Genomic DNA, 25,121 nt, shown 5'->3' with positions numbered 1-25,121 from the left:
GTTATTCATAAGCTTTTTCAGTAGTAGCGCTAAATTGGTGTTTTAGCTGTAAAGACAAGACCTGACCTACCTGTTCCAGACTGACTGCCTGACCACATGAGCGCATGTCGGTGGTGCCCAGCCCAGCATAGCCACACGGGTTAATACCATCGAAAGGGCGTAAATCCATATCGACATTTAAAGACAAACCGTGGTAACTACGGCCATTTCGTATTTTAACACCGAGGGCAGCGATCTTAACGAATTCATCAGAAGCGTAATGGGTATTTTGTACGATATGACCACGTACATATACCCCCGGCGCATTTTCCTTGCGTTCGCTAGCAATTCCAAAATGCGCCAAGGTTTGGATAATTGCAGTTTCCAGTTTGGCTACATACTCGCGTACATATAAGCCTTGGCGACGTAAATCAATTAAACAATAAGCAATAAGCTGACCTGGCCCGTGGTAGGTTACCTGCCCACCACGGTCTGTTTTCACAACAGGAATGGCCTGAGCATTTAGAATATGCTCGGGTTTGCCTGCTTGGCCCAAGGTATACACTGCGGGGTGCTCTAACAGCCAAATTTCATCGGAACTATCGGCATGCCGTGTGTTGGTGTAATCCTGCATGGCTTGCCAAATAAGAGTGTAATCGGGCTGGCCGTTTAACCACCGCAACTGCATAGTCATCTACCACTTACCTGATTTACAACACAATAGAAACAAGGGGGTGACCATGCAAAGCTTTATAAAGTGCGTCAAGCTGCTCGCGTGACACCGCATTAACATGAAATGTCAGGCCTGTGTAATTACCTTTTTCGCTGGGGCGACTAACCAAGGTGCCACGGTCGTAGTCGGGATCGTGCTCTAGAACCACCTCGATTAATACGTCCTCGAACTCGGGGACGGCTTTACCCATGACCTTGATGGGAAAGACACAAGGGTATTCAATTAGGGAATCTTCGGGTTTGATTTCCATTTTACTGTCCTTCTAGTTGCGCAATAAGTTCATCGTACCTTGCTCTGAGCGCCTGGTAAATAGGGCCAGGCTGTCCCCGGCCAACTGCTTTGCCGTTATATTGCAAGATAGGTAGCACTTCTTTGGTAGCAGAAGTAATTAATAACTCATCGGCCTCAGCCACTTCGGCCTCGGCAATAGGACGCGCTTCAAATGGAATATTAGCACTAGCCGCGAGCTCCTCGAGCAATCTATACCGGATGCCTTCGAGAATTAAATTATTACGTGGGGGTGCAAGCAATACACCGTCTTTGACTACCCATATATTGGTTGACGAACCTTCGGTTAAAAAACCATCTCGGAATTGAATGACCTCATCAACCCCCGCTTCGACGGCTTGCTGACGCGCAAGCACATTCCCTAGCAATGAAATGGATTTAATATGGCACATTAACCACCGTACATCTTGAGTTGCTACAGCTATTAAGCCTTTTTCACGTGTCTCGGTCGGACGCTCGAACGGGGTTACCATGCAAAAAATGGTAGGTGTGCTGTCGGCGGGGAACGCATGATCCCGCTTGGCTGCGCCACGGGTAACCTGCAAATACACCATACAGTCGCGACCACGCCCTACGCGTGCCAGCATATCTAAGACTAATTGCTCCCAGTCCTGACGCGTAAAAGAAGTTTCAAGCTGAATCAACTTTAGGCTGCGCTCTAGACGGGCTAAGTGTTCATCAATGCGGAAAGGTTTGCCCTGATAGGCGGGTACCACATCGTAAATACCATCACCAAAAATAAAACCGCGATCCAGCACAGAGATTTTGGCGTCAGCAATACGAACATAATCGCCATTTAAATAGACGATAGTGTCAGGATCTACGTTTGGAATCATGTTTGCCTCGTTTACAACAATGATAAAGAAGAAAAAAGAGCCATGACTTAGTTAAACCACATGCGAACTTTATCAATCATACGCCCAACAAAGCCGGCCTGAGGCACATTTTCCAATGCCAACAAGGGCACATTAGCAAGAGTATGGTCCTCTAGACTAAAGGTGACGTTACCCACCTGTTGTTCTTGGGCGACGGGTGCCATCAAGGGCTGAGTGTAGTGTGCTGTTGGTTTGATATCGTTAGCACGACCGCGTGGTACGGTTACCCATACTGAACGCTTTAACCCCAAGCCTACATTCTCGCTTTCCCCTTCCCAAATACGTGCATTGACTATGGGCTCATTAGGCTTATAAAGCTCTACCGTATCAAAGTTTTGATAGCTCCAATTTAAAAGCTTCAGACTGTCTTCTGTGCGCGCGGCGTCATTAGCCGTGCCAGTGACAACGGTAATAATGCGACGCCCATCACGTAAAGCCGTGGTCACCAAGCCATAACCTGCTGACTTAGTATGACCCGTTTTCAGTCCATCCACGGTAGTATCTAGCCATAACAAACGATTACGGTTGGGTTGATTGATTTTGTTGTAGAGGTATTCTTTTTGACTGTAATAATGCACGTGTTGTGGAAAACGGGTCACTAAGTTTTTGGCTAAAATACCTAAATCACGTACTGAGGTCAGGTGATCTGGGTGCGGTAAGCCACTGCCATTCTCAAAATGCGTGTTGCTTAACCCTTGGCGCTTGGCCTCTTCGTTCATCAGAGCAGCAAAGGCTTCCTCGCTACCCGAAATAGTCTCTGCTAATACTACCGTCGCATCGTTACCCGACTGCACAATCATGCCTTGCAGTAATTCATTAACAGTCACTTGCGAGTTAGGGTTTAAAAACATACGCGAGCCTTCGGTACGCCACGCATTTTCAGAGACTGTGACTTCTTGGTCTAGGCTTAATCGACCGTCTTCAATCGCATCAAACACTAAATACGCAGTCATGAGCTTGGTTAATGAAGCAGGCTCAATACGTTCATCAATGTTGTGGGCAGCAATAATTTGGTCGCTATTTACGTCTAAGCTCAACCATGCCTTAGCACCTAAGGTAGGGGCAGGAATAGTAGATAATTCACTGACCAAAGTGGAGTCTGGACTTGAAGCTAGCTGTTGAGCCACAGAAAGCAAAGGCATAAAAGCCAGACTTAGCGCCGCCACATAGCGGCGTAAAGAAATTCGACCGTTGTTAAACATAATTCGACGTCATTAATAAGGGGCAAAAGAAAGTGTGTACCATTATAGGCACGTCATTCGGTGCTAAGAACGGCTAAAGGCCAATTGGCACGCTACGATGTGTAACAAAAACCTACGAATCACCACGCAACAAGCCTAACTGCCACTGGGCTGCCACTAGCTCACGTAACAGAATCAGTTTGCCATGAAAAAAATGACCGGCTTCGGGTATGACTGTTACCGCTAAATCGTGAGCTTGCGCAAATGTCATGGCTTCGTCTATAGGAACCACCTCGTCATCAGCACCGTGCACCAAATACGTATACTCAGGCACTTCTACGGTATCCAAAAACATAAACCGCTTTACCGCACAGCCAGCTAACACCAAATGCTGTGGCGGTGTTTGGCCTGCTTGCTTTAGCAAGCTGTAAAGCTGAGCCGCCACCGATGTGCCAAACGAAAACCCGCCCAATAAAAATGCGTGCTGTGCAATATCGGGAAACTGTGCTTGAAACTGCAACACAAGCTCGTACATGTCTAGGGTTTCACCATGCCCCTGATCAAAGCTGCCCGCCGAGACGCCTACGCCCCTGAAGTCAGGACGCACCACAACTAAACCCTGTGCCGTTGCGGCACGACTCATGGTGGTAATGACTTTGTTATTACGTGCGCCCCCGTGCAAAGGATGGGGGTGCAACAACAACACCCAACCTCGAATCGTCTGATGGGCTTCGGGCCAATCCATAGCGCAATCAATACGCCCTGCTTTGCCCTCGAACTGAATAGTCTGCATACGTTCCATGTCTAAAATGCCATAATAGGAGTAATGTGTTTTATTTTAACTAAATCTACGTATCGTGCCTGTGAACACCCGTTTACCCTTGAAGCCTTGTCCCGCCGCTTTAGGTCTAGATGATCCCAGTGTGATCATCCAACAACTTAAAAGCATGCTTCCTTTTTTTCCTACTCTACGCTGGGTCGAGCGTACTGACTCAACCAATGCGGATTTACTAGAGCTCGCACGTGCTGGCTCTGGACAACTCATTCGTCCTTGGCTGCTTGGTGCCCATCTTCAAGACCGCGGTCGCGGTCGTGCCGGACGCACTTGGGAAAACCGTCGTGGTGGTCACCTTATGTTTTCTTGTGCTTTTGATATTTTCTTGCCTGCACGCCAGTTGGCTACCATATCCCCATTGGCTGGGGTCGCCGCTACAGAAGCGCTACGTGCTTTGCTGCCCATCCAAGACGCGCACAAACTCACAATGAAATGGCCTAACGATATTTTGTGGCGCGGCGGCAAACTGGCTGGTATTTTGACCGAAGTCACACGGGCCAGCACTTCTCCTCTTAGTGCTGACCACCATGTGGTTATCATCGGCATTGGTGTCAACCTTAACGATGCCAAAGCATTAAGTCATGCTTTAAACCGTCATGTGGCCGATTGGGCGGACGTAGTAGACGAGTCTCCTACCCTAAAGCATATCAGTGCTGCCGAGCTTGCAGCCCATATTGCCAAAAGTTGGTATCAAGCTCTTAATGATGTGACTGCGTATGGTTTTAAAGACTTGCCCGCACGCTACAAAAAAGTAGATGGTTTAGTAGATAGAGCGTTGGCGATTATTGATAACAATCAAACGCTGCTTGAGGGCATAGGGGCTGGCATCAACGAGCACGGTCAGTTACTGTTGCGGCGTGCAGGCCAAACCCATGCCATTTCGGTAGGCGAGGTCTCGGTACGCCCATCTAAGCCAGAGCCTATCGCATGAATTTACTCATAGACATAGGCAACACCCGTATTAAGTTTGGCTATGCACTAGCTAGCGGAGAGCGTTGTCACGCGCATACAGTAGCCTTAACCCCAGACGAACTAGACCAATTTATCCCTTGGCTAAACCAGCATCACTTACAGCCAAAGCGGGCATTGCTTATCTCGGTAGCCAAAGCCGAAGTCGAACAGCGCATTCTACAGCTACTACAAGACATAGCATGCCCTGTAATCTGGCTCAACTCGGCTCAACCTTGTGCTATTTTACGCAATGGTTATGATCAACCTAATCAGCTTGGAACTGATCGCTGGTTGGCATTAATCGGTGTGCTTATGCAACATCAGGCCCTAGCACGCCCTATTGTGCATGCTAGTTTTGGTACTGCTACTACTGTAGACACCTTATGCTCGGCCACATCGACGGAAACTGCTTTATTCAAAGGGGGGCTGATCTTGCCTGGTCCTCAACTCATGTATGAGGCCCTCGCTACCAAAACAGCTAAACTGGGCCAAGGCCCTGGAGCACTTTTGGATTTTCCTACCCATACCCGAGCAGCAATCAGTACAGGAATTGCTGCCGCCCAAGCTGGTGCCGTATTACGACAATGGCAACTCGCCTTAGAGTTAGACCTTGGTGTACCGTTACTGGTATGCAGTGGGGGCGGTTGGGAGCTCGTTCACACTGAAATAGAACAGGCTTATTTGCAGCGGCAGCAGCAATTACAATTACGACCAGAAAAGTTGTTGTACCAACCCACTCCGGTTTTAGATGGTTTAGCCTATATGGCAACGCAATACTAAAAAAGGATCCCTATGCGTACCTTTGCTTTATTTTTAGTCATAATTAATCTTTTTTTATTGGCTTATGGTCAGGGCTTTTTTGGCATTGCACCAAGTGAATTAGGACGCAGTCCCTCCCCTAAACCTTTTTTTAATCATGCCCACATTCATGTTGGCCCTTCTCAACCTTAACTCGGTCTTTTCGTATGAAACCTATTCGCAAAGCTGTTTTCCCGGTTGCTGGTTTAGGCACCCGTTTTCTTCCAGCTACCAAAGCCATGCCCAAGGAAATGCTGCCTATAGTGGACAAGCCCTTGATTCAATACGCGGTCGAAGAGGCCATTGCGGCAGGCGTCACTGAACTCATTTTTGTGACTGGCCGCAATAAACGCGCTATCGAGGATCACTTTGACCGTATGCCCGAGCTAGAGTCAGAACTGGCTGCCAAAGAAAAGCATGAGCTACTGGACATTGTGCGCAATGTGCTGCCCCCACACATAAGCTGTATTTATACCCGTCAAGCCACGCCAAAAGGTTTGGGTCATGCTGTGTTGTGTGCAGCTCCCATAGTTGGCAATGAGCCCTTTCTCGTGTTGTTAGCCGATGACCTGATTGATGCCGAGCCTAGTGTTTCTTTACAAATGGTAGAAGCCGCTCATCAAAACAATGGCAGTGTTATTGCAGTACAACAAGTGGCGCTCGAACACACCGACAAATATGGCATCGTGTCAGGCCAGCCAGTCGATGGGCAAACGATGCGTTTGGATGGCATTGTAGAAAAACCCGCCCCTGATGTGGCCCCAAGCCGCTCGGCAGTAGTAGGCCGTTATGTGCTAGAGCCAGAGATATTCGAGCATTTACGCCAAACCACCCCCGGCGTGGGCGGTGAAATTCAACTAACCGACGCCATTGCTAGCTTACTCAAAGAACAACCTGTATTTGGCTATAGCTATCAGGGCACCCGTTTCGACTGCGGCAGCAAAGAAGGCTTTTTCCAAGCCACCGTCGAGTTTGGGCGTAAATACCACCAACTTAACGTCTAATTACTCGTCCACGCGGTTTTCTAAAATTAAGCGACGCAACGTCGCTTTTAGCGCTTCCACATCCAATGGCTGGAGGCGCTCAATAACCTCTGACTCGTGCTTTTTGGCTTGTTCAATCAAACCAGAAATTAATACTTTCCCTGGCTCTGTAATTTCCACTAACGACACCCGTCTGTCCCCATTGTGGGCCACACGATGCACATAACCTGCGTTAACCATTTTATCCACCACTCGAGTCACGGTAGGCTGCTTGCTCGTTGCAATACGCGCTAATTGCCCTACGCTGACCACGCCTGCTCCAGACAAAATGGATAACACACGCCATTCAGTAATAGACAAACCATTTTTCTGTACTACTTGGTGAAACTCAGTCGAAATAATCTGACTGGCTTGGGCCAATAACGCCGGCAAATAATTATCTACAAAAATTGTTTCGGTATTCACACGTACCCTAACTATTTAAAAAATTGCTCACGCATAACTATAAATTGGCTTCACTATACCTAAGCTACGCCTATTTAGGTTTTTTTTGAACAAAACAACACGCCTAGGGAAAACCATTACTATTCATATGTTGAGAACTAAACATATTCATATGAAAATAATAGTTAATCAAATTAGATGCATTACGAGGAGGGCAACATGGCAGAAAGATCATTTGTCGAGGAAGTCAAAAAACTGCGCCTAGGCGATGGCGAAGTCTTTAGCGGTGAAGGCATTTTGGCAGTAACCAAAGCCTTATTAGAGTCTGGGGTATCGTATGTAGCCGGTTACCAAGGCGCGCCTATTTCCCATCTAATGGATGTATTGGCCGATGCCCAAGACATTTTGACCGAGCACGGTATACGTTTCGAAAACAGTGCATCCGAAGCCACCGCAGCCGCCTCGTTAGCGGCATCGGTTAACTACCCACTGCGCGGTGCTGTTACCTTTAAAGCCACCGTAGGCACTAACGTGGCCTCTGATGCCTTAGCTAACTTGGCTTCGGGCGGGGTCAAAGGCGGCGCTCTGGTTATCGTAGGCGAGGACTACGGCGAAGGCTCATCTATTATGCAAGAGCGTAGTCATGCTTTTGCAATGAAATCCCAAATGTGGATGCTAGACCCACGCCCTAACTTGCCCTGTATTGTTCAGGCAGTTAAAGATGGCTTTGATTTATCCGAAGCCAGCAATACACCTGTTATGTTGCAGCTTCGCATTCGTGCCTGTCACGTCCACGGACAATTTGTGGCCTCTGATAACAAAGCGGCCAAGTTCTCTCTCAAAGACGCCATGGAGCAGCCCGAGCGCGATGTGGATCGCATCGTATTGCCCCCAGCAAGCTTCTTGCATGAAAAAGAAAAGGTCGAGCAACGTTGGCCTGCCGCCATTAAATTTATTGAAGAACGCCAAATCAACGAGTTTTTTGGTGATGAAAACGATGATGTAGGCTTGATTATCCAAGGCGGTGGCTACAACAGCGCAATTCGTGCACTAGAACACCTAGACCTAGCCGATGTGTTTGGCGAATCCAAAATTCCTCTCTATGTCATGAATGTGGCTTATCCGCTGATTGACTCCGAATTAATTCGGTTCTGCCAAGGCAAGCGCGCGGTATTGGTTCTAGAAGAAGGTCAGCCCAACTTTGTAGAGCAAAATATTGCCGCTATTTTAAATCGTACTGATTTAGATGTAGCGCTTCACGGCAAAGACTTTTTACCCATGGCTGGCGAATACAACACCCAAACCATGTTGAAAGGTATTCGTGCTTTCTTAGAGCACTACGGTCGAATTGAACCAGTGCCCGCAGCAAAACCGCGTGTGGTGCCTCGCACCGAAGACACAAGTAGCCCAGTTAAAGTAGAGGTGGCTCAACTCAATGACGTGGTTGAGGCCGCTGAAGTCAAACCTATGGGTTCGCTAGATGAAAATGTACATGCGCGCCCGCCTGGTTTTTGTACTGGCTGCCCCGAGCGCCCTATCTTTACCGCCATGAAACTCGTAGAGCGCGAGCTAGGCGAGCACCACGTCAGTGCAGATATTGGCTGTCATCTATTTTCTATTTTGCCGCCATTTAATCTGGGCAACACCACCATGGGTTATGGCCTAGGCGGGGCTGCTGCGTCGGCGCTCAACACTAACGCCAGCAAAAAGCGTGCTATTTCAGTCATGGGAGATGGCGGCTTTTGGCACAACGGTTTAACCAGTGGCATTGCTAACTCAGTCTTTAACCAAAGCGACAACTTGACGATTGTGGTGGACAACAGCTACACCGCAGCCACAGGTGGACAAGACATCCTATCTTCCAAAGCAAAAAATGAAACTCGCAGCACAGGTCACCTAATTGAAAAAGCGGCTCGTGGGGTTGGGGTAAATTGGTTGCACACCGTAAAACGCACCTATGACCTTAAAGCCATGACCAACACACTCAAAGAAGCCCTAACCACCTCGGTCAAAGGCCCCAAAGTGGTGATTGCGCAAAGTGAATGTATGTTGAACCGTCAGCGACGCGAACGAGGTCAAGTACGCAAAGCCGTAGCCGCCGGTGAGCGGGTGGTGCGTGAGCGTTTTGGTGTAGACCCAGATACCTGTACTGGCGATCACTCTTGCATACGCTTATCAGGTTGCCCTTCTTTGTCTATTCGCCCTAATCCGGACCCCTTACGTACAGACCCAGTCGCCACGGTGATGAACAGCTGTGTGGGCTGCGGACTATGCGGCGAGGTGTCGCATGCAGCTATCTTATGTCCGTCTTTTTACAGAGCGCAGATTATCAGCAACCCCAACTCCATGGATACATTCCGAGAGAAATGGCGTCGCCGTATTATCAGTTGGTTCCAACGTCGTAGCGCCGCTAAACGCGACCAATACGCTTTCTAAATCGCTAAAGGATGCACCATGCAAGTTAAACCAATCAAAATTGCTATTCTCGCCATGGGTGGCGAAGGCGGGGGCGTGCTCGCCAACTGGATCGTTAGCCTAGGGGAAAACAATGGCTACATTGCACAAACCACTTCAGTTCCTGGGGTAGCACAACGCACAGGCGCTACTATTTATTACGTGGAGCTTTTCCCCAAAAGCTTAGTCGCTGGGCAAAAAGCTCCAGTACTCGCTCTGATGCCTATGCCAGGCGATGTAGACGTGGTCTTAGCCTCAGAGCTTATGGAGGCCGGTCGTGCTGTCCAACGTGGTTTGGTCACTTCTGATCGCACGACGCTTATTACCTCTACCCACCGTGTCTACTCCATTGCTGAAAAAATGGCGATGGGCGATGGCCGCGTCGATAGTGATAGCCTCATCCATCACACACGTGCAGCCGCAAAGCAATTTATCCATTTTGATATGGCCCAAGTAGCAGAAGACTCTGGTAGTGTAATTAGCGCTGTCTTGTTTGGCTCACTTTCGGCCTCAGGCGTTTTGCCTTTTAGCCGCGAACAGTTTGAACAAACCATTGAACGAGGTGGAGTGGGGGTAAAACCCAGCCTACGTGCTTTTGGCAATGCGTATGCCCATGTAGGGAATCGTGACCAAGCAGATAACATCGAAGAAAGTGCACTGCCCGATATGGCTACCATCCAGCCCAAACACCCAAAAGTAGCTGCGCTCATTGATCAGGTACGCCAGCATTTTGCACCGGAAGTTCAGCCTTTTGTGGCTGAAGGAGTACGACGTTTAATTGATTTCCAAGACATCGCTTATGCGGAGCTCTATGTAGATCGTCTACGTAAAGTTCAGCAGCAAGCTCATGCTGATGACCACAAGCTTATACAGGAAACAGCGCGCTATTTGGCACTGTGGATGTCCTTTGAAGATGCGGTGCGTGTGGCTGAACTAAAAACCCGAGCCAGTCGTTTTGAGCGTGTGCAAAAAGAAGTCCGACTCAATGAGGGTCAAATTTTAACCATCAACGAATACATGCACCCCCGGGTCGAAGAAATTAGCGAAATTATTCCTCATGTGGGCATAGGTCGCTGGCTGCTTAACCCTAAATCGTGGGGTCATAAACTCTTGCGCAAATTCACCAAAGAAGGACGTGTGGTACAGACTAGCTCCTTACGTGGTTTTCTGCTTTTAAATACCTTGGGCGGCCTACGACGCTGGCGTCGTAAATCTCTGCGTTACCAAGTAGAGCAAGAACGCATCAGTCAGTGGCTTAACCGTATTGAAAGTCATGCAAGCAGCCATCCCGCTTTAGCCTTAGAAATTGCGCGTACTCAGCGTTTAGTTAAAGGCTATGGTGATACCCACTTGCGTGGTTTAAAAAACTTCCACACTGTAATGACAGCCTTAGATCAACATCACAGTCGGGTTTCACCTCAAATCTTAGAGATTTTGCGTGATGCCGCTCTGGCTGATGAGCACGGTAAAGCATTAGAAAAAAAGCTAAACGCCTATGCATTAGTCTAAGTAAAACGCGATGTCTTATGGTTAACGATAGGAGTTTAATTGCTTCACTACTAAACTATTTATAGTAGAATACTTTTAAACTATCAGCATTGATCAGCGAAACGGAATGACTCCGTCACTACAGTTAACCATCACAGATCGCCCTTACGAACTGTTGATGCAGAGGAACACTTAACCATGAAGCAAAATGCAGCGCACTACGATGAGGTCTTAGAACAAAACCACGACAGTGGCTACGAAGGCCGTTTAGGCCCCAAAGATCCAGCCAGTCTACGTTTGTGGCTACGTCTGATGACATGCACCAAACAAATAGAGGATGAGATTCGTCGTCGCTTACGTGTCAACTTCGACATCTCTTTAGCGCGCTTTGACTACATGGCTCAACTCTATCGCTACCCCGATGGCTTAAAAATGGGCGAATTATCCCGCTATTTGATGGTGACAGGTGGCAATGTCACCGGCCTGACCGATGAGCTCGCTCGCGAGGGGTTGGTTTCCCGTGAAAGCAGCCCTACTGACAGACGCGCTTGGTTATTGCGACTTACCCCTAAAGGTAAAAGCACATTTGAACAAATGGCTAAACAGCACAATCAATGGGTCACCGAGCTTTTCGAAGGGCTGGATCACGATGCCGTTGAAGACGTTCATCAACAGCTAGGGCAATTACGTGTGCATTTATTGTCTTTAATCAAATAAAGCACCCTCTGATTCATGATAAAGCTTTGGTTTGGGTTTGCGCATCCCGTCTGCTTAACCCAAACCTTGATTAACTCACAGTGCGAAACGCACATCTTGTTACGAAGGGACAAGCATGGGATCAAAGCTGTATACCAAAGAACATCGCATTCGATTTTCTGAATGCGATCCAGCAGGCATTGTGTTCTATCCTCAGTATTTTGTTATGTTTAACAACCTAATGGAACAGTGGGTAGACACGATGATTCCTGATGGGTTTAATGGCCTAATTGCTAAACACAAAGTCGGCATGCCTACTGTACACCTAGAAGCCAACTTTCGTTCTATTAGCCAAATGGGCGACGATGTCACCCTAAGCCTAGGCGTTAAGAAAATCGGCAGTCGTTCATTGCATTTGCACTTGCAGTGTGTTGGTCATGACGGTGTATTGCGCATGGAGGTAAACCAAGTCATTGTGACAACCTCTCTTATCACCCACCAAGCCGCCCCTGTGCCCGAGTTTTTACGCGAGCCTATGCAAGCTTTTTTAGTACCTCAGGTCGCCACAACCGCGGACTCATGTCAGGCTTAACTCAGGAGAACAGGTATATTTTTTGTGGTTTTTATTTACGCAATTAGTTTACCTGTATACTATTTATTAATAAATATACTTAGCTGAATCTGATTAGCTAAGTGTCATAACCATACGGAACAGCTATGAAAATCGTATGTATAGGTGGAGGCCCAGCAGGTCTGTATTTTGGCTTGCTGATGAAATTACAAAACCCTGATAACCACATTGTGGTGGTGGAACGCAATCGCCCCTACGACACCTTTGGTTGGGGTGTGGTGTTCTCTGATGCCACTATGGAAAACCTGCGTGAAGCAGACCCTGTCTCAGCACAAACCATTGGCGATGCCTTCAATCATTGGGACGATATCGAAACCCATTTCAAAGGGCGTGCTATTCGCAGCAAAGGTCATGGCTTTATTGGCATTGGGCGTAAAAAACTACTAAATATTTTGCAGGCACGCTGCGAGGAAGTGGGCGTTGAGTTGGTGTTTGAAACCAACGTTGAGGACGAACAAGAAATAGCTCGGCGCTATGAAGCCGACCTCGTTATTGCCTCCGATGGTATTAACAGCCGCATCCGTAATAAACACCCCGAAAGCTTTAAACCCGATATTGACGAGCGTCATTGTCGCTTTGTGTGGCTAGGCACCAAAAAAGTATTTGATGCGTTTAATTTCATTTTTGTAGAAAATGAACATGGCTGGTTTCAAGCACATGCTTATCGCTTTGAAGAAGGCATGTCGACCTTTATTGTTGAAACCCCGCATGAAACCTGGGCCAAGACAGGCATTGAAAACATGAGCCAAGAGGAAGGCATTAAATACTGCGAAGACCTCTTTGCGCCCTATTTAGATGGCAATGCCTTAGTCAGCAATGCAACGCACTTGCGTGGCTCGGCGATTTGGATTCGTTTCCCCCGTGTAATCTGCAATAACTGGGTGCATTGGGAAAATATCGATGGCAAAAATGTTCCCTTTGTTTTAATGGGCGATGCGGCTCATACCGCGCACTTTTCCATTGGCTCTGGCACCAAACTTGCTCTTGAAGACGCGATCACCTTAGCAAATCACCTAAAGCAAGACGATTCTTTAGAACAGGCGCTGGAACAGTACAGCGCAGAGCGCAGCATTGACGTATTACGCATTCAAAATGCCGCTCGCAACTCCACTGAGTGGTTTGAAAACGTGGCCCGTTATGCCAATATGGCTCCCGAGCAATTCACCTACTCCATGCTGACCCGCTCACAACGTATTTCTCATGAAAACTTGCGTTTGCGTGACCCTGCGGGTATTGCCGCATTTGAGCGTTGGTTTGCTACCCAAGCGGGTATGCAGCTCGACACGGATCAAAATCCACCGCCCCCTATGTTCACGCCTTTTAAACTGCGTGAGCTCACACTTAAAAACCGCATTATCTTCTCACCCACGTTAACTTATAGCGCAGAGGACGGGGTGGTTACCGATTTTCATCGTGTGCACTATGGCGCTCGCGCCTTAGGTGGGGCAGCACTGGTCATGGCAGAAATGACCGCTGTTACCCCTCAAGGGCGCGTCACCCCAGGTTGTGCAGGCTTATGGAACGACGAACAAGCGACAGCTTGGGCAAAGGTAGTGAACGCTATCCATGCGGGTCAAGCTCTTGCAGGGATTCAATTGGGCCATGCCGGTCGTAGAGGTTCCACTCAAGTAGGTTGGGAACAAGCCAATCAGCCCTTGCCTAGTGGCAATTGGGATGTGGTTTCTGCCTCTGCCCTACCTTATGATGCCAATAGTGCCTGCCCCGCAGAAATCACTCGTGCGCAAATGGATGAAGTCCGTGATGCCTTTGTACTTGCTACACAGCGCGCTGACGCCGCCGGTTTTGACTGCTTAGAGCTTCAGGCCGCACACGGCTATTTGCTATCGAGTTTTATTTCCCCATTACTGAATCAACGTAGTGATGAATACGGTGGCAGCTTAACCAATCGTTTGGCATACCCCCTAGAGGTCTTTAATGCCATGCGTGCGGTATGGCCTGCCCACAAACCTCTATTTGTGCGTATTTCCGCTACGGATTGGGCGGAAGGCGGTACCAGCGTAGACGAAGCCGTAGAAATTGCACGCTGCTTTAAAGCGGCTGGCGCTGATGTAGTGGACGTCTCTAGTGGTGAAGTTGTCAGCGACCAAAAACCCATTTATGGTCGTATGTATCAAACCCCATTTGCAGACCGAATTCGCAACGAAGTGGGTATTGCTAGCATCGCTGTAGGCGCTATCTTAGAGGCGGATCATGCCAACAGCATTATTGCTGCAGGGCGTGCCGATCTATGTGCACTATCACGCGCTTTCTTGGCGAACCCCAATTGGCCTTTACATGAAGCAGCCAAACTGGGCTACCACGATGTGCAATGGCCTGTTCAGTACCAATGGGGCCAAGACTGGCTAGAAAGACAAGAAAATCGCCCTGTATTACAAGGCTAAGGAGACAAGTAATGACACAAGATCGTTATGACATCTATAAAGAAGACGTGATCGGCCGCGCTAACGTTACCGATACGCCAGAATTAGTTCAATACTACAAAGACTTAGAGCAATTTGAAGCCGGCGCGTTATGGAACGTAGCCAACAAAATTGAACCTTGGGAACCAAAATCCCAGTCCGTGCCTGTGCTTTGGCGCTACCGAGACCTACGTGATTATGTATTACGCTCTGTGGATTTGGTCACACCTGAACAAGCCGGACGTCGCGTCATTTATTTAAACAACCCAGGCCGTCAAGACGTTTCTGCCGCAGTGGGTTGGTTGTACTCAGGCCTACAAGTTATGCACCCTGGCGAGGCCGCTTCTGCCCACTCTCACTCCTCTTCCGCATTGCGCTTTATTATGGAGGGGTCGGGTGCGTACACCGTAGTGGACGGCCATAAAATGACATTGGGTGCGAATGACTTTGTACTGACCCCTAATGGGGCATGGCATGAGCACGGCGTCAGCGCCGAAGGCTCAACCTGCATTTGGCAAGACGGTTTGGATATCCCCTTGGTTAACGCCATGGAGGCCGGTTTTTATGCCGTGCACCCAGACCTGTCTCAAGCGGTGACCTACCCTGTGAATGACGCCTCCTATATCTGGGGCGGCCCCGGTTTAAAACCCACCTTACACGACTGGCAAAAACCCTATTCACCTCTATTGAAGTACGAGTGGGAGCCTACCTACGAGGCCTTGCTACGTTATTCTAAAGTCACTGATGGCAGCCCGTTTGACGGCATCATCATGGACTACACCAATCCCTTAACGGGCGGGCCTGTTATGGCAACCATTGGCGCTAGCATGCAAATGCTACGTCCTGGTGAGCACACCAAAGCCCACCGTCACACAGGGAGCATTATGTATCAGGTTGCCAAAGGCGAAGGCTACTCCATCATCAATGGCAAACGCTTTGACTGGCGCGAACGTGATATTTTCTGCGTGCCTTCTTGGATGTTCCACGAACACGTAAATGGTTCTAGCAGCGAAGACGCTTGCTTGTTCTCATTCCATGACCTACCTGTGATGCGCGCGCTTAATTTGTACTTTGAAGAAGCGCTGGTCGATAACAACGGTCATCAAATCATTACTGAATAACTACTGAATCTAACGCGCTGCCGCAACAGCGCGCCATGTACTAACGGAGATAAAAATGCGTCTTGTTACTTTCCGCAGCGATGTGTCTGCTCCAGCTCGTTTAGGTGCTCTTGTCAACGATCTCGTCGTTGATCTCTTTGAGTTTGGTCTTGCTATTGGTCAGCCTCTGCCCGATAACATGTTGGACTTTATTGACATGGGTCCAGGTGCCGTTGCGACCACAAGCCAACTTCTAAACGAGTACGCCGACGAGCTACCTTTAGGTGTAGCCGTACCGGTAGCGAACGTGAAGCTACTAGCACCTATTCCCCGTCCGCGCAAAAACATCTTCGGTATTGGTTTGAACTATGTAGAGCACGTAGCCGAATCCAGCCGTACATTGGACACCTCTAAAGAGCTACCTAAAGAGCCCATTATTTTCTCTAAGCCTCCTACCACAGTAGTAGGTCCAGATGATGCTATTGAGCACAACAAAAACATCACTCAGCAAATGGACTGGGAAGTCGAGCTAGCAGTCATTATGGGCACCCGCGCTAAACGCGTGCAAAAAGAGGACGCCCTCAAGTACGTCTTCGGCTACAGCGTGATGCTAGACGTGAGCGCCCGTGACTGCCGCCGCGCTGGTCAGTGGATTTACTCCAAAGGCCAAGACACCTACGCACCCTTTGGTCCAGTTATTGTGACGGCTGACGAATTAGTAGACCCGCACAACCTCAATCTTAGCCTCACCCTAAATGGCGTCACCAAACAAAGCTCTAACACTAAACACATGCTGTTTAACGTGAACGAGTTAGTGGCTGATATCAGTGCAGGTATTACCCTAGAACCCGGTGACATTATTGCTACAGGTACCCCCGAAGGCGTAGGCGCAGGTCGTGAACCACAAGAGTGGATGTGGCCAGGCGATGTGGTTGAGGCCACCGTCGAAGGAATCGGTACGCTGCGCAACCCCATCGTGGACGTTACCCCTGCTAAATAAGGAGCAATGCATGCTTGAATTACCTAAATTCAAAGCTGCAGCTGTTCAAACCGCGCCGGTGTTTTTAGACACCGACGCTACCATTGAAAAAGCCTGCCGCTATATTCATGAAGCCGCCGATAATGGCGCTCAGCTTGTTGCTTTTCCTGAAGTGTTTGTGTCGGCCTACCCCTACTGGAGCTGGGTCATGAACCCGGTAGAGGCTAGTCCTTGGTTTGAAAAGCTCGTGCTTTCTGCTATAGAAGTGCCTGGACCAGAAATACAAAAAGTCGCACAAACAGCACGCCAGCGTGGTGTAAACGTAGTGATTGGCGTTAACGAGCGCAACCCCAATAGCTTTGCCACCATCTACAACACGCTGGTTACCATTAACCACGAAGGCCGTATTATTGGTCGCCATCGCAAACTGGTACCTACCTGGGCAGAAAAGCTGACCTGGGCACCGGGCGATGCCTCCTCTATGCGCGTTCACAAAACCAATATTGGCCCCTTGGGTTCCTTAGCTTGTGGCGAAAACACCAACACCTTGGCGCGTTTTAGCCTATTAGCTCAGGGTGAAATGATTCACACCGCCAACTACATTGCACTGCCAGTGGCACCTAAAGATTACGATATGGCAGAAGCCATTCGCTTACGTGCTGCAGCGCATTGCTTTGAAGGTAAAGTCTTTACCGTGGTGTCGTGCTCTACCATTTCCGAGGAAATAATAGAGCTCATGAGCGCTACGCACCCCGAGGCACGCGAACTATTGGCCCGTAAAAACAGCGCGTTTTCTGGCACCATTGGCCCAGACGGTCGCACTGTAGGCGAAGCATTAATTGACGAAGAAGGTATTGCTTATGCCGACATCGACTTAAACCGTTGTATTCAACCTCGTCAAATGCATGACATTACCGGTCACTACAATCGATTTGATGTGTTCGACCTAAAAGTGAATCGCCGTGCCCTGAGCGCAGCCACTTTTACTAACGACCAGTTTTGTTCCGACGAACTCAATCCAGAGGACTCAGACCTCGCCCTTGGGCGTGACGCTGACCTTTAATTAAAAATATGGGGCGTGCGATGTACGCGCCCCTCCTCTTTCCCAGCATCTAGTATAACGAGGAGACTCCATGAGCAACGTTTTACACCTAATGACCCAAGCGTTAGACAATCAAGAAGTCAAAGTGATTGATCTAACCCACACCCTCAACGAATCGTTCCCTGCTTTGCAACTGCCCGAGCAGTTTGGTCAAACCGTTGGTTTTTCTAAGCAGCGCATTAGTCATTATGATGAGCAAGGCCCAGGTTGGTACTGGAACAACTTTACCTGTGGTGAGCACACCGGCACGCACTTTGATGCGCCAGCCCACTGGATTTCTGGGCGTGAACATGCAGAAAATACGGTTGACACCATTCCTACCGAACACTTTATCCGCCCTGCTGTGGTCATTGATGCTAGTGCCGAGGTGGCCCAAGACGACAACTGGGTGCTAACGCCAGAGTTTCTCCAAGCGTGGGAAGCCAAGCATGGCAAGATCCCTGCACGTTCATGGGTACTTTTACGCACCGACTGGTCTAAACGTTTAGAACAAAGTGCAGAGGCGTATGTGAACATGAAAGAAAATGGCCCCAACACCCCTGGCCCTTCCCAGGAAGCAGTCGAGTGGCTTATTCATGAAAGAGATGTACACGGTTTTGGCGTAGAAACCATTAACACGGATGCAGGTCAATCCTATGCGTGGCCTTTGCCTTATCCCTGCCACTCACTAATGCACGGTGCCAACCGCTATGGTTTGCAGTGCTTAAAAAATCTAGATCAGTTACCAGCCACCGGAGCTCTTATTCTTTCCGCACCCTTAAAAATCGAAGAAGGTTCAGGTAGCCCATTACGTGTATTGGCATTAGTCACTGCATAAACACAGTGTAAACGCCTAACAGAGTCCCTTTAGGGGCTCTTTTTTTTGGGCAGCAGTAAAGCGAACTAAGAGTGCACCAATGTTGGTTCGGTGTCTATGGCCTGTTAATTCGCCCTAATGGTTTTCCATTATATTCCTGAGAATATATTGATTACTAAACTATTCATCAATAGAATAACTCACATATTAAGAATTATTTTGTGATGACCAAGCTGACCGAGCTCACTCTCATCCTAAGGCGGAGACCTCCTATTGCTTTAGCTTCATGACTAGTCATGGGGCTAAGTATTTTGACTCTGTTTGCGGATCAGCCAGTGTTCATTACATGCATACACGAGGCAAACTATGCAACCTTTTGAACTCATCGTCCGTGAAACAAAGCCCGTTTCCCCATTGATTCGTGAGCTAATCCTAGAGGCCCCCAAGGCCACTGCATTGCCCGCTTTTACGGCAGGTTCGCACCTAAAGATCCATATCCCCGAGCTAAACGATCACCGTTGTTACTCTTTAATCGTTACGGACCCTCACTACGACTGGGCTCAGACTCCCACTCAGTACCGCTTAGGCATTCGTCTAGAGGAAGACGGCCAGGGTGGCTCACGTTTTATGCATCAGCTTCAAGCAGGTGATGTGCTGCAGGTAGAAGGCCCAGTTAATGATTTTCCCTTACATGAGGCGCAAACCAATGAGCCTGAGCTGGTTCTGATTGCAGGCGGGATTGGCATTACCCCTATTGCCAGCATGGCACAGCAGCTTCAACAACAAGGCCGTGCGTTTAGTCTGCATTACAGCGCCCGCACCAAAGATCAATTGGCTTTTGCGGACGAACTATCTGCATCGCTTAATTCACAATTAGTTTGCTATACCAACGATCAAAATAACTTTGATTTGGCACAGCTCTTTCAAAGCCTTAGCCCTAATCAGCCCCTGTATGTGTGTGGCCCCCAAGGCATGATTGATGCCGTTATTGCTCTAGCCAAAGAAAAGGGGTGGGATCGCGAGCATATTCACTTTGAACTGTTTATTACTGCAGCTCCTTTGGAAGGCGACCAACCGTTTGAAGTAGAACTACGTCAATCCGGACTCAGCTTTACTGTGCCTGCCGATAAAACCATTGTTCAAGTTCTAGAAGAAGCCGGCGAAGATCCCATGTACGACTGTTTACGCGGCGAATGTGGTGTTTGTACTGTTGATGTGCTCGAAGGCACTCCAGACCACCGCGACTACTTTTTGACCGACAAAGAAAAGCAAAGCGGCAAAGTCATTCAAATTTGTATCTCTCGCTCTCACTCCCCCAAACTCGTGCTTGATATGTAATAAGGGATGCCATCATGACGCAATACCGTGATAACCCAACTGCTCTGCGCCAACTCGTGCGTGACACCGAAGTCCATAAAGATCTATATATTGATGAAGACGTGTTCCAACTAGAAATGGAACACCTGTTTGCCAACACGTGGGTGTATGTAGGACACGCCAGCCAAATTCCCAATAAAGGCGATTACTACACCACAACCGTAGGCACCGAAGCTGTAGTTATGGTGCGTCATACCGACAACAGCATTAAAGTACTCTATAACCGCTGCCCCCATAAAGGCGTCAAAGTCGCGGGCGAAACCTGTGGTAATACCGGCAAATTTTTTCGCTGCCCCTATCATGCATGGACTTTTCGTACCGATGGCCGCCTTTTAGCTATTCCACTGAAAAAAGGCTATGAGGACACCGGTTTTGAATGTTCCGAAGCCACTCAAGGCATGGCAGCAGTCGAAAATGTTGAAATCTACCGAGATTTTGTTTTTTGTCGTCTCAGCCCTGAAGGAGAAAGCTTTGCCGACTTTTTTGGCGAGTCATTAAGCACCATCGATAACATGGTGGATCGCTCCCCCCAAGGCAAACTCGAGGTAGCAGGTGGGGTTATGCGCTATATGCATAACTGCAACTGGAAAATGTTAGTCGATAACCAAACCGACACCTGTCACCCCATGGTGGCCCACGAGTCATCCGCTGGCACAGCAATCAAAGTGTGGGAAGATGCCCCTGAAGGCACGCCTAAACCCATGGCTGTCGAGCTTTTCGCGCCCTTTATGTCGCCTTACGAATTTTTTGAAAACATGGGAATCCGTGTTTGGGAAAATGGTCATGGCCACACTGGTGTCTCGGATTCAATTCATGCTGAATACTCAGATATTGATGGCTATTGGGATCAAATGGTCGCAACCTATGGCGAAGAGCGCACCAAAGAAATTTTAGGTGATGTACGTCACAACACCGTCTACTTTCCTAACATCATGATCAAGGGCCCTATTCAAACACTACGTTTGTTTAAACCCATCGCTGCCAATAAAACCCTCGTCGAGTCCTGGACATTCCGTTTAGTTGGTGCACCAGACAAACTCTTAGAACGCACCTTGATGTACAACCGTCTGATTAACGCCCCCACCTCTGTAGTAGGACACGACGATTTAGAAATGTACGAGCGCGCTCAAGAAGCCCTGCATAGTCGCGGTCGCGATTGGATGAACGTCGGCCGTCTGTATGATCCTGCCGAAAAAGACCAAAAAAATGTAGTGGTAAATGGCACCAGTGAAATGCAAATGCGCGCTCAATTCCGTGCGTGGTTGAAATACATGGGTATCGAGGCTTAGTGCCCGTTCTGACATAAAGGATTCATTATGACTGCCATTACTGCACAAGACCTCGTTGACTTTGTTTACCACGAGGCACGTCTTCTTGATGAGCTGAAATTTGATCAGTGGTTAACACTTTTTACTGAAGACGGCTATTACTGGATGCCGCTGACACATAATCAAACGGACCCCATCCTTGAGGCCTCGCTAATGTACGAGGACAAACTGTTACTGCAAGTACGTATCGAGCGCTTAGCAGGTCAACGTACTTTTTCTCAACAACCCAAAAGTCGTTGCCATCACCTATTGCAACAGCCGCATGTCGTCGATTTTGATGCTAGCGCCTCGGAGCACCGTGTGCGTACCGCCTTTCACTACACAGAGACGCGGGGAGATACTCAAACCATGTACGTTGGTTGGACCACGCACCACTTAGTTGTAGAAAACGGGCAATTACGTCAACGCTTAAAGCGCGTGGATCTGCTTAATTGCGATGCGCCTTTAGGCAATATTCAGCTGTTTATGTAGGAGATTTAGATGGGTTCAACGATTTACAGTGCATTCAAACAGACCGCGACACGCTGGCCTACCCATGATTTTATGATGGTGTTGCCAGAAACAGCTGCCGTTTATGGTATTGAAGCCACCACCCTTAGCTACGCTGATGCTCTGCTTGAAATAGACCGTTTATCTACCATATATGAACAAGCAGGTTATGGGCATGGTCATCGTGTAGGTATGTTATTAGAAAATCGCCCAGCCTTTTTCTTGCATTGGCTCGCACTGAACCGTTTAGGCGTATCCATTGTTCCCATCAATCCCGACCTACGAGCGGCCGAGCTTGAATACCTCATTGGGCATTCTGAAATGCTATTGGCCGTGGCTACACCAAACCGTCATGCGGATTTGGCCGCAGCTGCCGCCCAAGCACAACAACCATTAGCTCTTATCACGCCCGATCAAACCCCACCACCAGCAAGCCAAGCACCGCGTTGTATTAATCAAGCGCTTAGTTTGGCGACCGAGTGCGCGTTAATGTATACCTCGGGCACCACAGGACGCCCTAAAGGCTGCATGCTGCCTAATGAATACTTTCATGATGCGGGCGACTGGTACGCCACCATTGGGGGTCTAGCCACTTTGCGCGAAGGCACCGAGCGCATGCTGACCCCTCTGCCCTTGTTCCATATGAACGCCTTAGCTTTTTCTGCCATGGCTATGATTAAAACAGGTGGCTGTTTAATTGTGCTAGACCGCTTTCACCCTCGCACGTGGTGGGACTCTGTACGTCGTGCCCAAGCAACTGTGGTGCATTATCTAGGCGTGATGCCAGCGATTTTAATGAAGCTCGAAGCCAGCCCTGCCGACCTAGAGCATAGCGTGCGCTTTGGTTTTGGCGCAGGGGTAGATGGCAGCCTGCATCAGCCTTTCGAGCAACGCTTTGGCTTCCCACTACTTGAGGCATGGGCCATGACCGAGACCGGCTCGGGCGCTTGTGTTATTGCCAATACAGAGCCTCGTTTTATTGGGACCAACTGTTTTGGTAAAGAAAGCCCTGACGTAGCTATTCGTTTGGTAGACGATGCTGGCCAAGACGTAGGGCCAGGGGAAAACGGCGAGTTATTAGTACGCCACGCCGGCCCTAATCCACGCCGTGGTTTTTTTGCAGGCTACTGGAAAGACCAGCCCGCTACCGACGAAGCCTGGGCCGATGGTTGGTTCCATACCGGTGATATTGTGCAACGCGACGCTAACGGTTACTTGCATTTTATTGACCGCAAACGCAATGTCATTCGTCGTAGCGGTGAAAACATTGCCGCGGTTGAGGTCGAAAATGTGATGCAACAGCACCCTGCAATTCGCTCTATTGCGGTAGCTGCCGTACCGGATGCCATCCGTGGGGATGAAGTCATGGCTCTTATTGTGCCGCATCAAACACCTGTTAGCTTTGAACAAAAACAAGAGCTTGCTCAGGATATTGTCACCTGGGGTCTAACTCAGCTGGCGTATTTTAAAGTGCCAGGCTACGTCATGTTTATTGAGAACCTGCCTTTAACCTCTACCAATAAAATTCAACGGGGTGAGCTTAAAACCCTAGCCTTAGATTTAGTCGAACACCCTGAGTGCATCAACACCAATGCATTAAAGAAAAGACAGGAAATCGCATGAAGCGCTCTCCCTACACCGATGTAGTACTTGTGTGCCCCGTTACTGTTGCCTATGAACGTTTCTCTGAAAAAAGTGCACATCAATGGCTAGGCACCGCATTAAAAAACCTCTTGCAACAAAGCGGCCTCCAAAAACAAGATATCGATGGCGTCTGTGTGTCTAGCTTTACCCTAGGCTCAGACACTGCCGTAGGCTTGATGCAGCACTTTCAAATGAGCCCACGGTTTTTAGAGCATATCCCCATGGGAGGTGCCAGCGGTATTATTGCTTTACGTCGTGCCGCACGAGCTGTGCAATGTGGTGATGCCAATGTGGTTGCCTGCCTAGCAGGTGACACCAATCACCGCGACTCGTTTAAAAATACCGTTAGTGGCTTCTCACGGTTTTCCCAAGATGCCGTCTACCCGTATGGCGCTGCAGGCCCTAATGGTAGTTTTGCGTTGCTCACCGATTATTATATGCAGCACTACGGGGCAACCCGTGCCGATTTTGGCAAGTTGTGTGTGGCTCAGCGCGATAATGCATTGCGTAACCCTCACGCACTCATGAAAAAGCCCTTAACTCTAGAGCAATACCTTGAAGCACGCCCTATTGCTGAGCCCATTCATCTGTTTGACTGCGTAATGCCATGTGCCGGCGCAGAAGGCTATTTAGTGATGCGCCGTGAACAAGCCCAAGCTCTGCACCTGCCTTATGTGGAAGTGCTGTCTACCATTGAGCGACACAACGCATTTACTGAGGATCCTGTGCAATATCGTGGCGGTTGGGCGTTGGACGTAGACGAACTCTATGAAATGGCACACGTACAACCCGAACACATCGACTTTTTAGAAACCTATGATGACTATCCGGTCATTAATGTGCTGCAGTTTGAGGATTTAGGTTTTTGTAAAAAAGGCGAAGGCCCACAGTTTATCCGCAACCACAGCTTTACCATTGATGGCAGTTTCCCCTTTAATACATCGGGAGGACAGCTTTCTGTGGGCCAAGCCGGCGCAGCAGGTGGTTATTTGGGTCTAGTTCAAGCCCTGCGCCAACTCACGCTCAGTGCTGCCGCAACACAAATTCCAAATGCCACAGTAGGCATGGTGTCCGGCTTTGGCATGATCAATTATGATCGCGGCATCTGTACAGCAGCCACTATTTTAAAACGGGGTCAAGCATGAGCTCTGCACTACCTCCACGAACACGCAGTGCCGCAGCTGAGGGCCTAACCCAAGCGGCGCAAGCCGGGCATTTTGCTTTGCAAGTCTGCACCGACTGCCATAGTGTGCAATACCCACCACGCGATGTTTGTGGTCAATGCTTACACGATGAGCTGCAATGGCAAGTCGTTGATAATCGAGGGCTGGTTGTGGCTTCTACTACCTTGCACCACAGCAACGAAGCGTATTTTCAAGACCATTTGCCGTGGCGTATTGGCACAGTACAGCTAGCGTGTGGCCCCGTTGTCATTGCCCATTTAAAAGACAATTTGCAAACCGGCGACCCCACTGAGCTGCGCTTAGAACTGGATGCAGCCAATGTCGGGGTGTTGGTGGCGCATGCCCCTACTATTCAACAAGGATAAT

At 48.9% G+C, this 25,121-nt stretch carries 25 protein-coding genes; 19 read left to right on the top strand and 6 right to left on the bottom strand.

Features of this window, described 5'->3' with window-relative positions:
- Position 1 precedes the first annotated feature (1 nt).
- The 5 genes from lipB to ACBP46_RS01480 all read right to left on the bottom strand — a co-directional run bounded on the left by lipB (position 2) and on the right by ACBP46_RS01480 (position 3,858).
- A complete protein-coding gene (gene lipB, locus ACBP46_RS01500) occupies positions 2 to 673 on the bottom strand; it encodes a lipoyl(octanoyl) transferase LipB (protein WP_371014968.1) in 672 nt (223 codons plus the stop codon).
- 16 nt (positions 674 to 689) lie between these two features.
- Positions 690 to 962 carry a DUF493 family protein gene (locus tag ACBP46_RS01495; protein WP_371014967.1) on the bottom strand — a complete coding sequence of 91 codons (273 nt, stop codon included), beginning with the start codon at positions 960 to 962 and terminating at the stop codon, positions 690 to 692.
- 1 nt (position 963) lies between these two features.
- Complete coding sequence (locus ACBP46_RS01490) at positions 964 to 1,836, bottom strand: D-amino acid aminotransferase (RefSeq protein WP_371014966.1); 873 nt, start codon at positions 1,834 to 1,836, stop codon at positions 964 to 966.
- Positions 1,837 to 1,883: 47 nt separating this feature from the next.
- Positions 1,884 to 3,077 (bottom strand): D-alanyl-D-alanine carboxypeptidase family protein, encoded by a 1,194-nt coding sequence (locus ACBP46_RS01485; RefSeq protein WP_371014965.1) that lies wholly within the window; start codon positions 3,075 to 3,077, stop codon positions 1,884 to 1,886.
- A gap of 112 nt (positions 3,078 to 3,189) precedes the next feature.
- The gene (locus ACBP46_RS01480; RefSeq protein ID WP_371014964.1) at positions 3,190 to 3,858 is read right to left on the bottom strand and encodes an alpha/beta hydrolase; all 669 of its coding nucleotides are present in this window, start codon (positions 3,856 to 3,858) and stop codon (positions 3,190 to 3,192) included.
- 61 nt (positions 3,859 to 3,919) lie between these two features.
- On the opposite strand from ACBP46_RS01480, the gene ACBP46_RS01475 reads away from it, so the two are divergent.
- From ACBP46_RS01475 to galU, 4 genes are read left to right on the top strand one after another with little or no spacing between them, the layout of a single operon-like run.
- The gene (locus ACBP46_RS01475) at positions 3,920 to 4,822 is read left to right on the top strand and encodes a biotin--[acetyl-CoA-carboxylase] ligase (RefSeq protein WP_371014963.1); all 903 of its coding nucleotides are present in this window, start codon (positions 3,920 to 3,922) and stop codon (positions 4,820 to 4,822) included.
- Entirely contained in the window at positions 4,819 to 5,622 is an 804-nt protein-coding gene (locus tag ACBP46_RS01470) for a type III pantothenate kinase (RefSeq protein ID WP_371014962.1), read from the top strand. Before ACBP46_RS01475 ends, ACBP46_RS01470 begins: the two co-directional genes overlap by 4 nt.
- A gap of 12 nt (positions 5,623 to 5,634) precedes the next feature.
- Entirely contained in the window at positions 5,635 to 5,793 is a 159-nt protein-coding gene (locus ACBP46_RS01465) for a hypothetical protein (protein ID WP_371014961.1), read from the top strand.
- Between the two features lie 14 nt (positions 5,794 to 5,807).
- Positions 5,808 to 6,644 carry a UTP--glucose-1-phosphate uridylyltransferase GalU gene (gene galU, locus ACBP46_RS01460; protein ID WP_371014960.1) on the top strand — a complete coding sequence of 279 codons (837 nt, stop codon included), beginning with the start codon at positions 5,808 to 5,810 and terminating at the stop codon, positions 6,642 to 6,644.
- On the opposite strand, the gene ACBP46_RS01455 is transcribed toward galU, so the two are convergent.
- The gene (locus ACBP46_RS01455; protein ID WP_371014959.1) at positions 6,645 to 7,088 is read right to left on the bottom strand and encodes a MarR family winged helix-turn-helix transcriptional regulator; all 444 of its coding nucleotides are present in this window, start codon (positions 7,086 to 7,088) and stop codon (positions 6,645 to 6,647) included.
- 198 nt (positions 7,089 to 7,286) lie between these two features.
- On the opposite strand from ACBP46_RS01455, the gene ACBP46_RS01450 reads away from it, so the two are divergent.
- The 15 genes from ACBP46_RS01450 (at position 7,287) to ACBP46_RS01380 (ending at position 25,120) form a co-directional block, all read left to right on the top strand.
- On the top strand, positions 7,287 to 9,503 hold the full coding sequence (locus ACBP46_RS01450; protein WP_371014958.1) for a thiamine pyrophosphate-dependent enzyme: 2,217 nt from the start codon (positions 7,287 to 7,289) through the stop codon (positions 9,501 to 9,503).
- 18 nt (positions 9,504 to 9,521) lie between these two features.
- Positions 9,522 to 11,030 carry an indolepyruvate oxidoreductase subunit beta family protein gene (locus ACBP46_RS01445; protein ID WP_371014957.1) on the top strand — a complete coding sequence of 503 codons (1,509 nt, stop codon included), beginning with the start codon at positions 9,522 to 9,524 and terminating at the stop codon, positions 11,028 to 11,030.
- Positions 11,031 to 11,207: 177 nt separating this feature from the next.
- Positions 11,208 to 11,726, top strand: coding sequence for a MarR family winged helix-turn-helix transcriptional regulator (locus ACBP46_RS01440; protein WP_371014956.1), 519 nt, complete (start codon positions 11,208 to 11,210; stop codon positions 11,724 to 11,726).
- A gap of 115 nt (positions 11,727 to 11,841) precedes the next feature.
- Entirely contained in the window at positions 11,842 to 12,297 is a 456-nt protein-coding gene (locus ACBP46_RS01435) for an acyl-CoA thioesterase (RefSeq protein WP_371014955.1), read from the top strand.
- A gap of 125 nt (positions 12,298 to 12,422) precedes the next feature.
- Complete coding sequence (locus tag ACBP46_RS01430; RefSeq protein ID WP_371014954.1) at positions 12,423 to 14,738, top strand: bifunctional salicylyl-CoA 5-hydroxylase/oxidoreductase; 2,316 nt, start codon at positions 12,423 to 12,425, stop codon at positions 14,736 to 14,738.
- An 11-nt stretch (positions 14,739 to 14,749) separates the two neighbouring features.
- Positions 14,750 to 15,877, top strand: a complete 1,128-nt coding sequence (locus tag ACBP46_RS01425; RefSeq protein ID WP_371014953.1) for a cupin domain-containing protein — start codon at positions 14,750 to 14,752, stop codon at positions 15,875 to 15,877.
- Between the two features lie 55 nt (positions 15,878 to 15,932).
- Positions 15,933 to 16,856, top strand: coding sequence for a fumarylacetoacetate hydrolase family protein (locus tag ACBP46_RS01420; protein WP_371014952.1), 924 nt, complete (start codon positions 15,933 to 15,935; stop codon positions 16,854 to 16,856).
- Positions 16,857 to 16,866: 10 nt separating this feature from the next.
- Positions 16,867 to 17,898 (top strand): carbon-nitrogen hydrolase family protein, encoded by a 1,032-nt coding sequence (locus ACBP46_RS01415; protein ID WP_371014951.1) that lies wholly within the window; start codon positions 16,867 to 16,869, stop codon positions 17,896 to 17,898.
- Positions 17,899 to 17,968: 70 nt separating this feature from the next.
- The gene (locus tag ACBP46_RS01410; RefSeq protein WP_371014950.1) at positions 17,969 to 18,754 is read left to right on the top strand and encodes a cyclase family protein; all 786 of its coding nucleotides are present in this window, start codon (positions 17,969 to 17,971) and stop codon (positions 18,752 to 18,754) included.
- 345 nt (positions 18,755 to 19,099) lie between these two features.
- Entirely contained in the window at positions 19,100 to 20,071 is a 972-nt protein-coding gene (locus ACBP46_RS01405; protein ID WP_371014949.1) for a PDR/VanB family oxidoreductase, read from the top strand.
- Positions 20,072 to 20,085: 14 nt separating this feature from the next.
- Complete coding sequence (locus tag ACBP46_RS01400) at positions 20,086 to 21,399, top strand: aromatic ring-hydroxylating dioxygenase subunit alpha (RefSeq protein ID WP_371014948.1); 1,314 nt, start codon at positions 20,086 to 20,088, stop codon at positions 21,397 to 21,399.
- A gap of 27 nt (positions 21,400 to 21,426) precedes the next feature.
- On the top strand, positions 21,427 to 21,909 hold the full coding sequence (locus ACBP46_RS01395) for an aromatic-ring-hydroxylating dioxygenase subunit beta (RefSeq protein WP_371014947.1): 483 nt from the start codon (positions 21,427 to 21,429) through the stop codon (positions 21,907 to 21,909).
- A gap of 9 nt (positions 21,910 to 21,918) precedes the next feature.
- Entirely contained in the window at positions 21,919 to 23,550 is a 1,632-nt protein-coding gene (locus ACBP46_RS01390) for an AMP-binding protein (RefSeq protein WP_371014946.1), read from the top strand.
- A complete protein-coding gene (locus ACBP46_RS01385; protein WP_371014945.1) occupies positions 23,547 to 24,716 on the top strand; it encodes a thiolase family protein in 1,170 nt (389 codons plus the stop codon). The genes ACBP46_RS01390 and ACBP46_RS01385 overlap by 4 nt, the downstream gene beginning before the upstream one ends.
- A complete protein-coding gene (locus tag ACBP46_RS01380; RefSeq protein WP_371014944.1) occupies positions 24,713 to 25,120 on the top strand; it encodes a Zn-ribbon domain-containing OB-fold protein in 408 nt (135 codons plus the stop codon). The genes ACBP46_RS01385 and ACBP46_RS01380 overlap by 4 nt, the downstream gene beginning before the upstream one ends.
- Position 25,121 lies beyond the last annotated feature (1 nt).

Source organism: Paenalcaligenes hominis (assembly GCF_041359055.1).
Classification (GTDB): Bacteria; Pseudomonadota; Gammaproteobacteria; order Burkholderiales; family Burkholderiaceae_B; genus Paenalcaligenes; species Paenalcaligenes hominis_A.
The sequence above is the reverse complement of the archived record's forward strand: the minus strand, read 5'-3'. Positions and strand labels throughout refer to the sequence as shown.

Bases quoted from the DNA above. Each gene is read 5' to 3' on its own strand.
- galU (WP_371014960.1), top strand. From the start codon at position 5,808: ATGAAACCTATTCGCAAAGCTGTTTTCCCGGTTGCTGGTTTAGGCACC.
- ACBP46_RS01465 (WP_371014961.1), top strand. From the start codon at position 5,635: ATGCGTACCTTTGCTTTATTTTTAGTCATAATTAATCTTTTTTTATTG.
- ACBP46_RS01495 (WP_371014967.1), bottom strand. From the start codon at position 962: ATGGAAATCAAACCCGAAGATTCCCTAATTGAATACCCTTGTGTCTTT.
- ACBP46_RS01445 (WP_371014957.1), top strand. From the start codon at position 9,522: ATGCAAGTTAAACCAATCAAAATTGCTATTCTCGCCATGGGTGGCGAA.
- ACBP46_RS01485 (WP_371014965.1), bottom strand. From the start codon at position 3,077: ATGTTTAACAACGGTCGAATTTCTTTACGCCGCTATGTGGCGGCGCTA.
- ACBP46_RS01450 (WP_371014958.1), top strand. From the start codon at position 7,287: ATGGCAGAAAGATCATTTGTCGAGGAAGTCAAAAAACTGCGCCTAGGC.
- ACBP46_RS01490 (WP_371014966.1), bottom strand. From the start codon at position 1,836: ATGATTCCAAACGTAGATCCTGACACTATCGTCTATTTAAATGGCGAT.
- ACBP46_RS01415 (WP_371014951.1), top strand. From the start codon at position 16,867: ATGCTTGAATTACCTAAATTCAAAGCTGCAGCTGTTCAAACCGCGCCG.
- ACBP46_RS01400 (WP_371014948.1), top strand. From the start codon at position 20,086: ATGACGCAATACCGTGATAACCCAACTGCTCTGCGCCAACTCGTGCGT.
- ACBP46_RS01410 (WP_371014950.1), top strand. From the start codon at position 17,969: ATGAGCAACGTTTTACACCTAATGACCCAAGCGTTAGACAATCAAGAA.
- ACBP46_RS01430 (WP_371014954.1), top strand. From the start codon at position 12,423: ATGAAAATCGTATGTATAGGTGGAGGCCCAGCAGGTCTGTATTTTGGC.
- ACBP46_RS01420 (WP_371014952.1), top strand. From the start codon at position 15,933: ATGCGTCTTGTTACTTTCCGCAGCGATGTGTCTGCTCCAGCTCGTTTA.
- lipB (WP_371014968.1), bottom strand. From the start codon at position 673: ATGACTATGCAGTTGCGGTGGTTAAACGGCCAGCCCGATTACACTCTT.
- ACBP46_RS01385 (WP_371014945.1), top strand. From the start codon at position 23,547: ATGAAGCGCTCTCCCTACACCGATGTAGTACTTGTGTGCCCCGTTACT.
- ACBP46_RS01405 (WP_371014949.1), top strand. From the start codon at position 19,100: ATGCAACCTTTTGAACTCATCGTCCGTGAAACAAAGCCCGTTTCCCCA.
- ACBP46_RS01470 (WP_371014962.1), top strand. From the start codon at position 4,819: ATGAATTTACTCATAGACATAGGCAACACCCGTATTAAGTTTGGCTAT.
- ACBP46_RS01390 (WP_371014946.1), top strand. From the start codon at position 21,919: ATGGGTTCAACGATTTACAGTGCATTCAAACAGACCGCGACACGCTGG.
- ACBP46_RS01380 (WP_371014944.1), top strand. From the start codon at position 24,713: ATGAGCTCTGCACTACCTCCACGAACACGCAGTGCCGCAGCTGAGGGC.
- ACBP46_RS01480 (WP_371014964.1), bottom strand. From the start codon at position 3,858: ATGGAACGTATGCAGACTATTCAGTTCGAGGGCAAAGCAGGGCGTATT.
- ACBP46_RS01440 (WP_371014956.1), top strand. From the start codon at position 11,208: ATGAAGCAAAATGCAGCGCACTACGATGAGGTCTTAGAACAAAACCAC.
- ACBP46_RS01435 (WP_371014955.1), top strand. From the start codon at position 11,842: ATGGGATCAAAGCTGTATACCAAAGAACATCGCATTCGATTTTCTGAA.
- ACBP46_RS01425 (WP_371014953.1), top strand. From the start codon at position 14,750: ATGACACAAGATCGTTATGACATCTATAAAGAAGACGTGATCGGCCGC.
- ACBP46_RS01395 (WP_371014947.1), top strand. From the start codon at position 21,427: ATGACTGCCATTACTGCACAAGACCTCGTTGACTTTGTTTACCACGAG.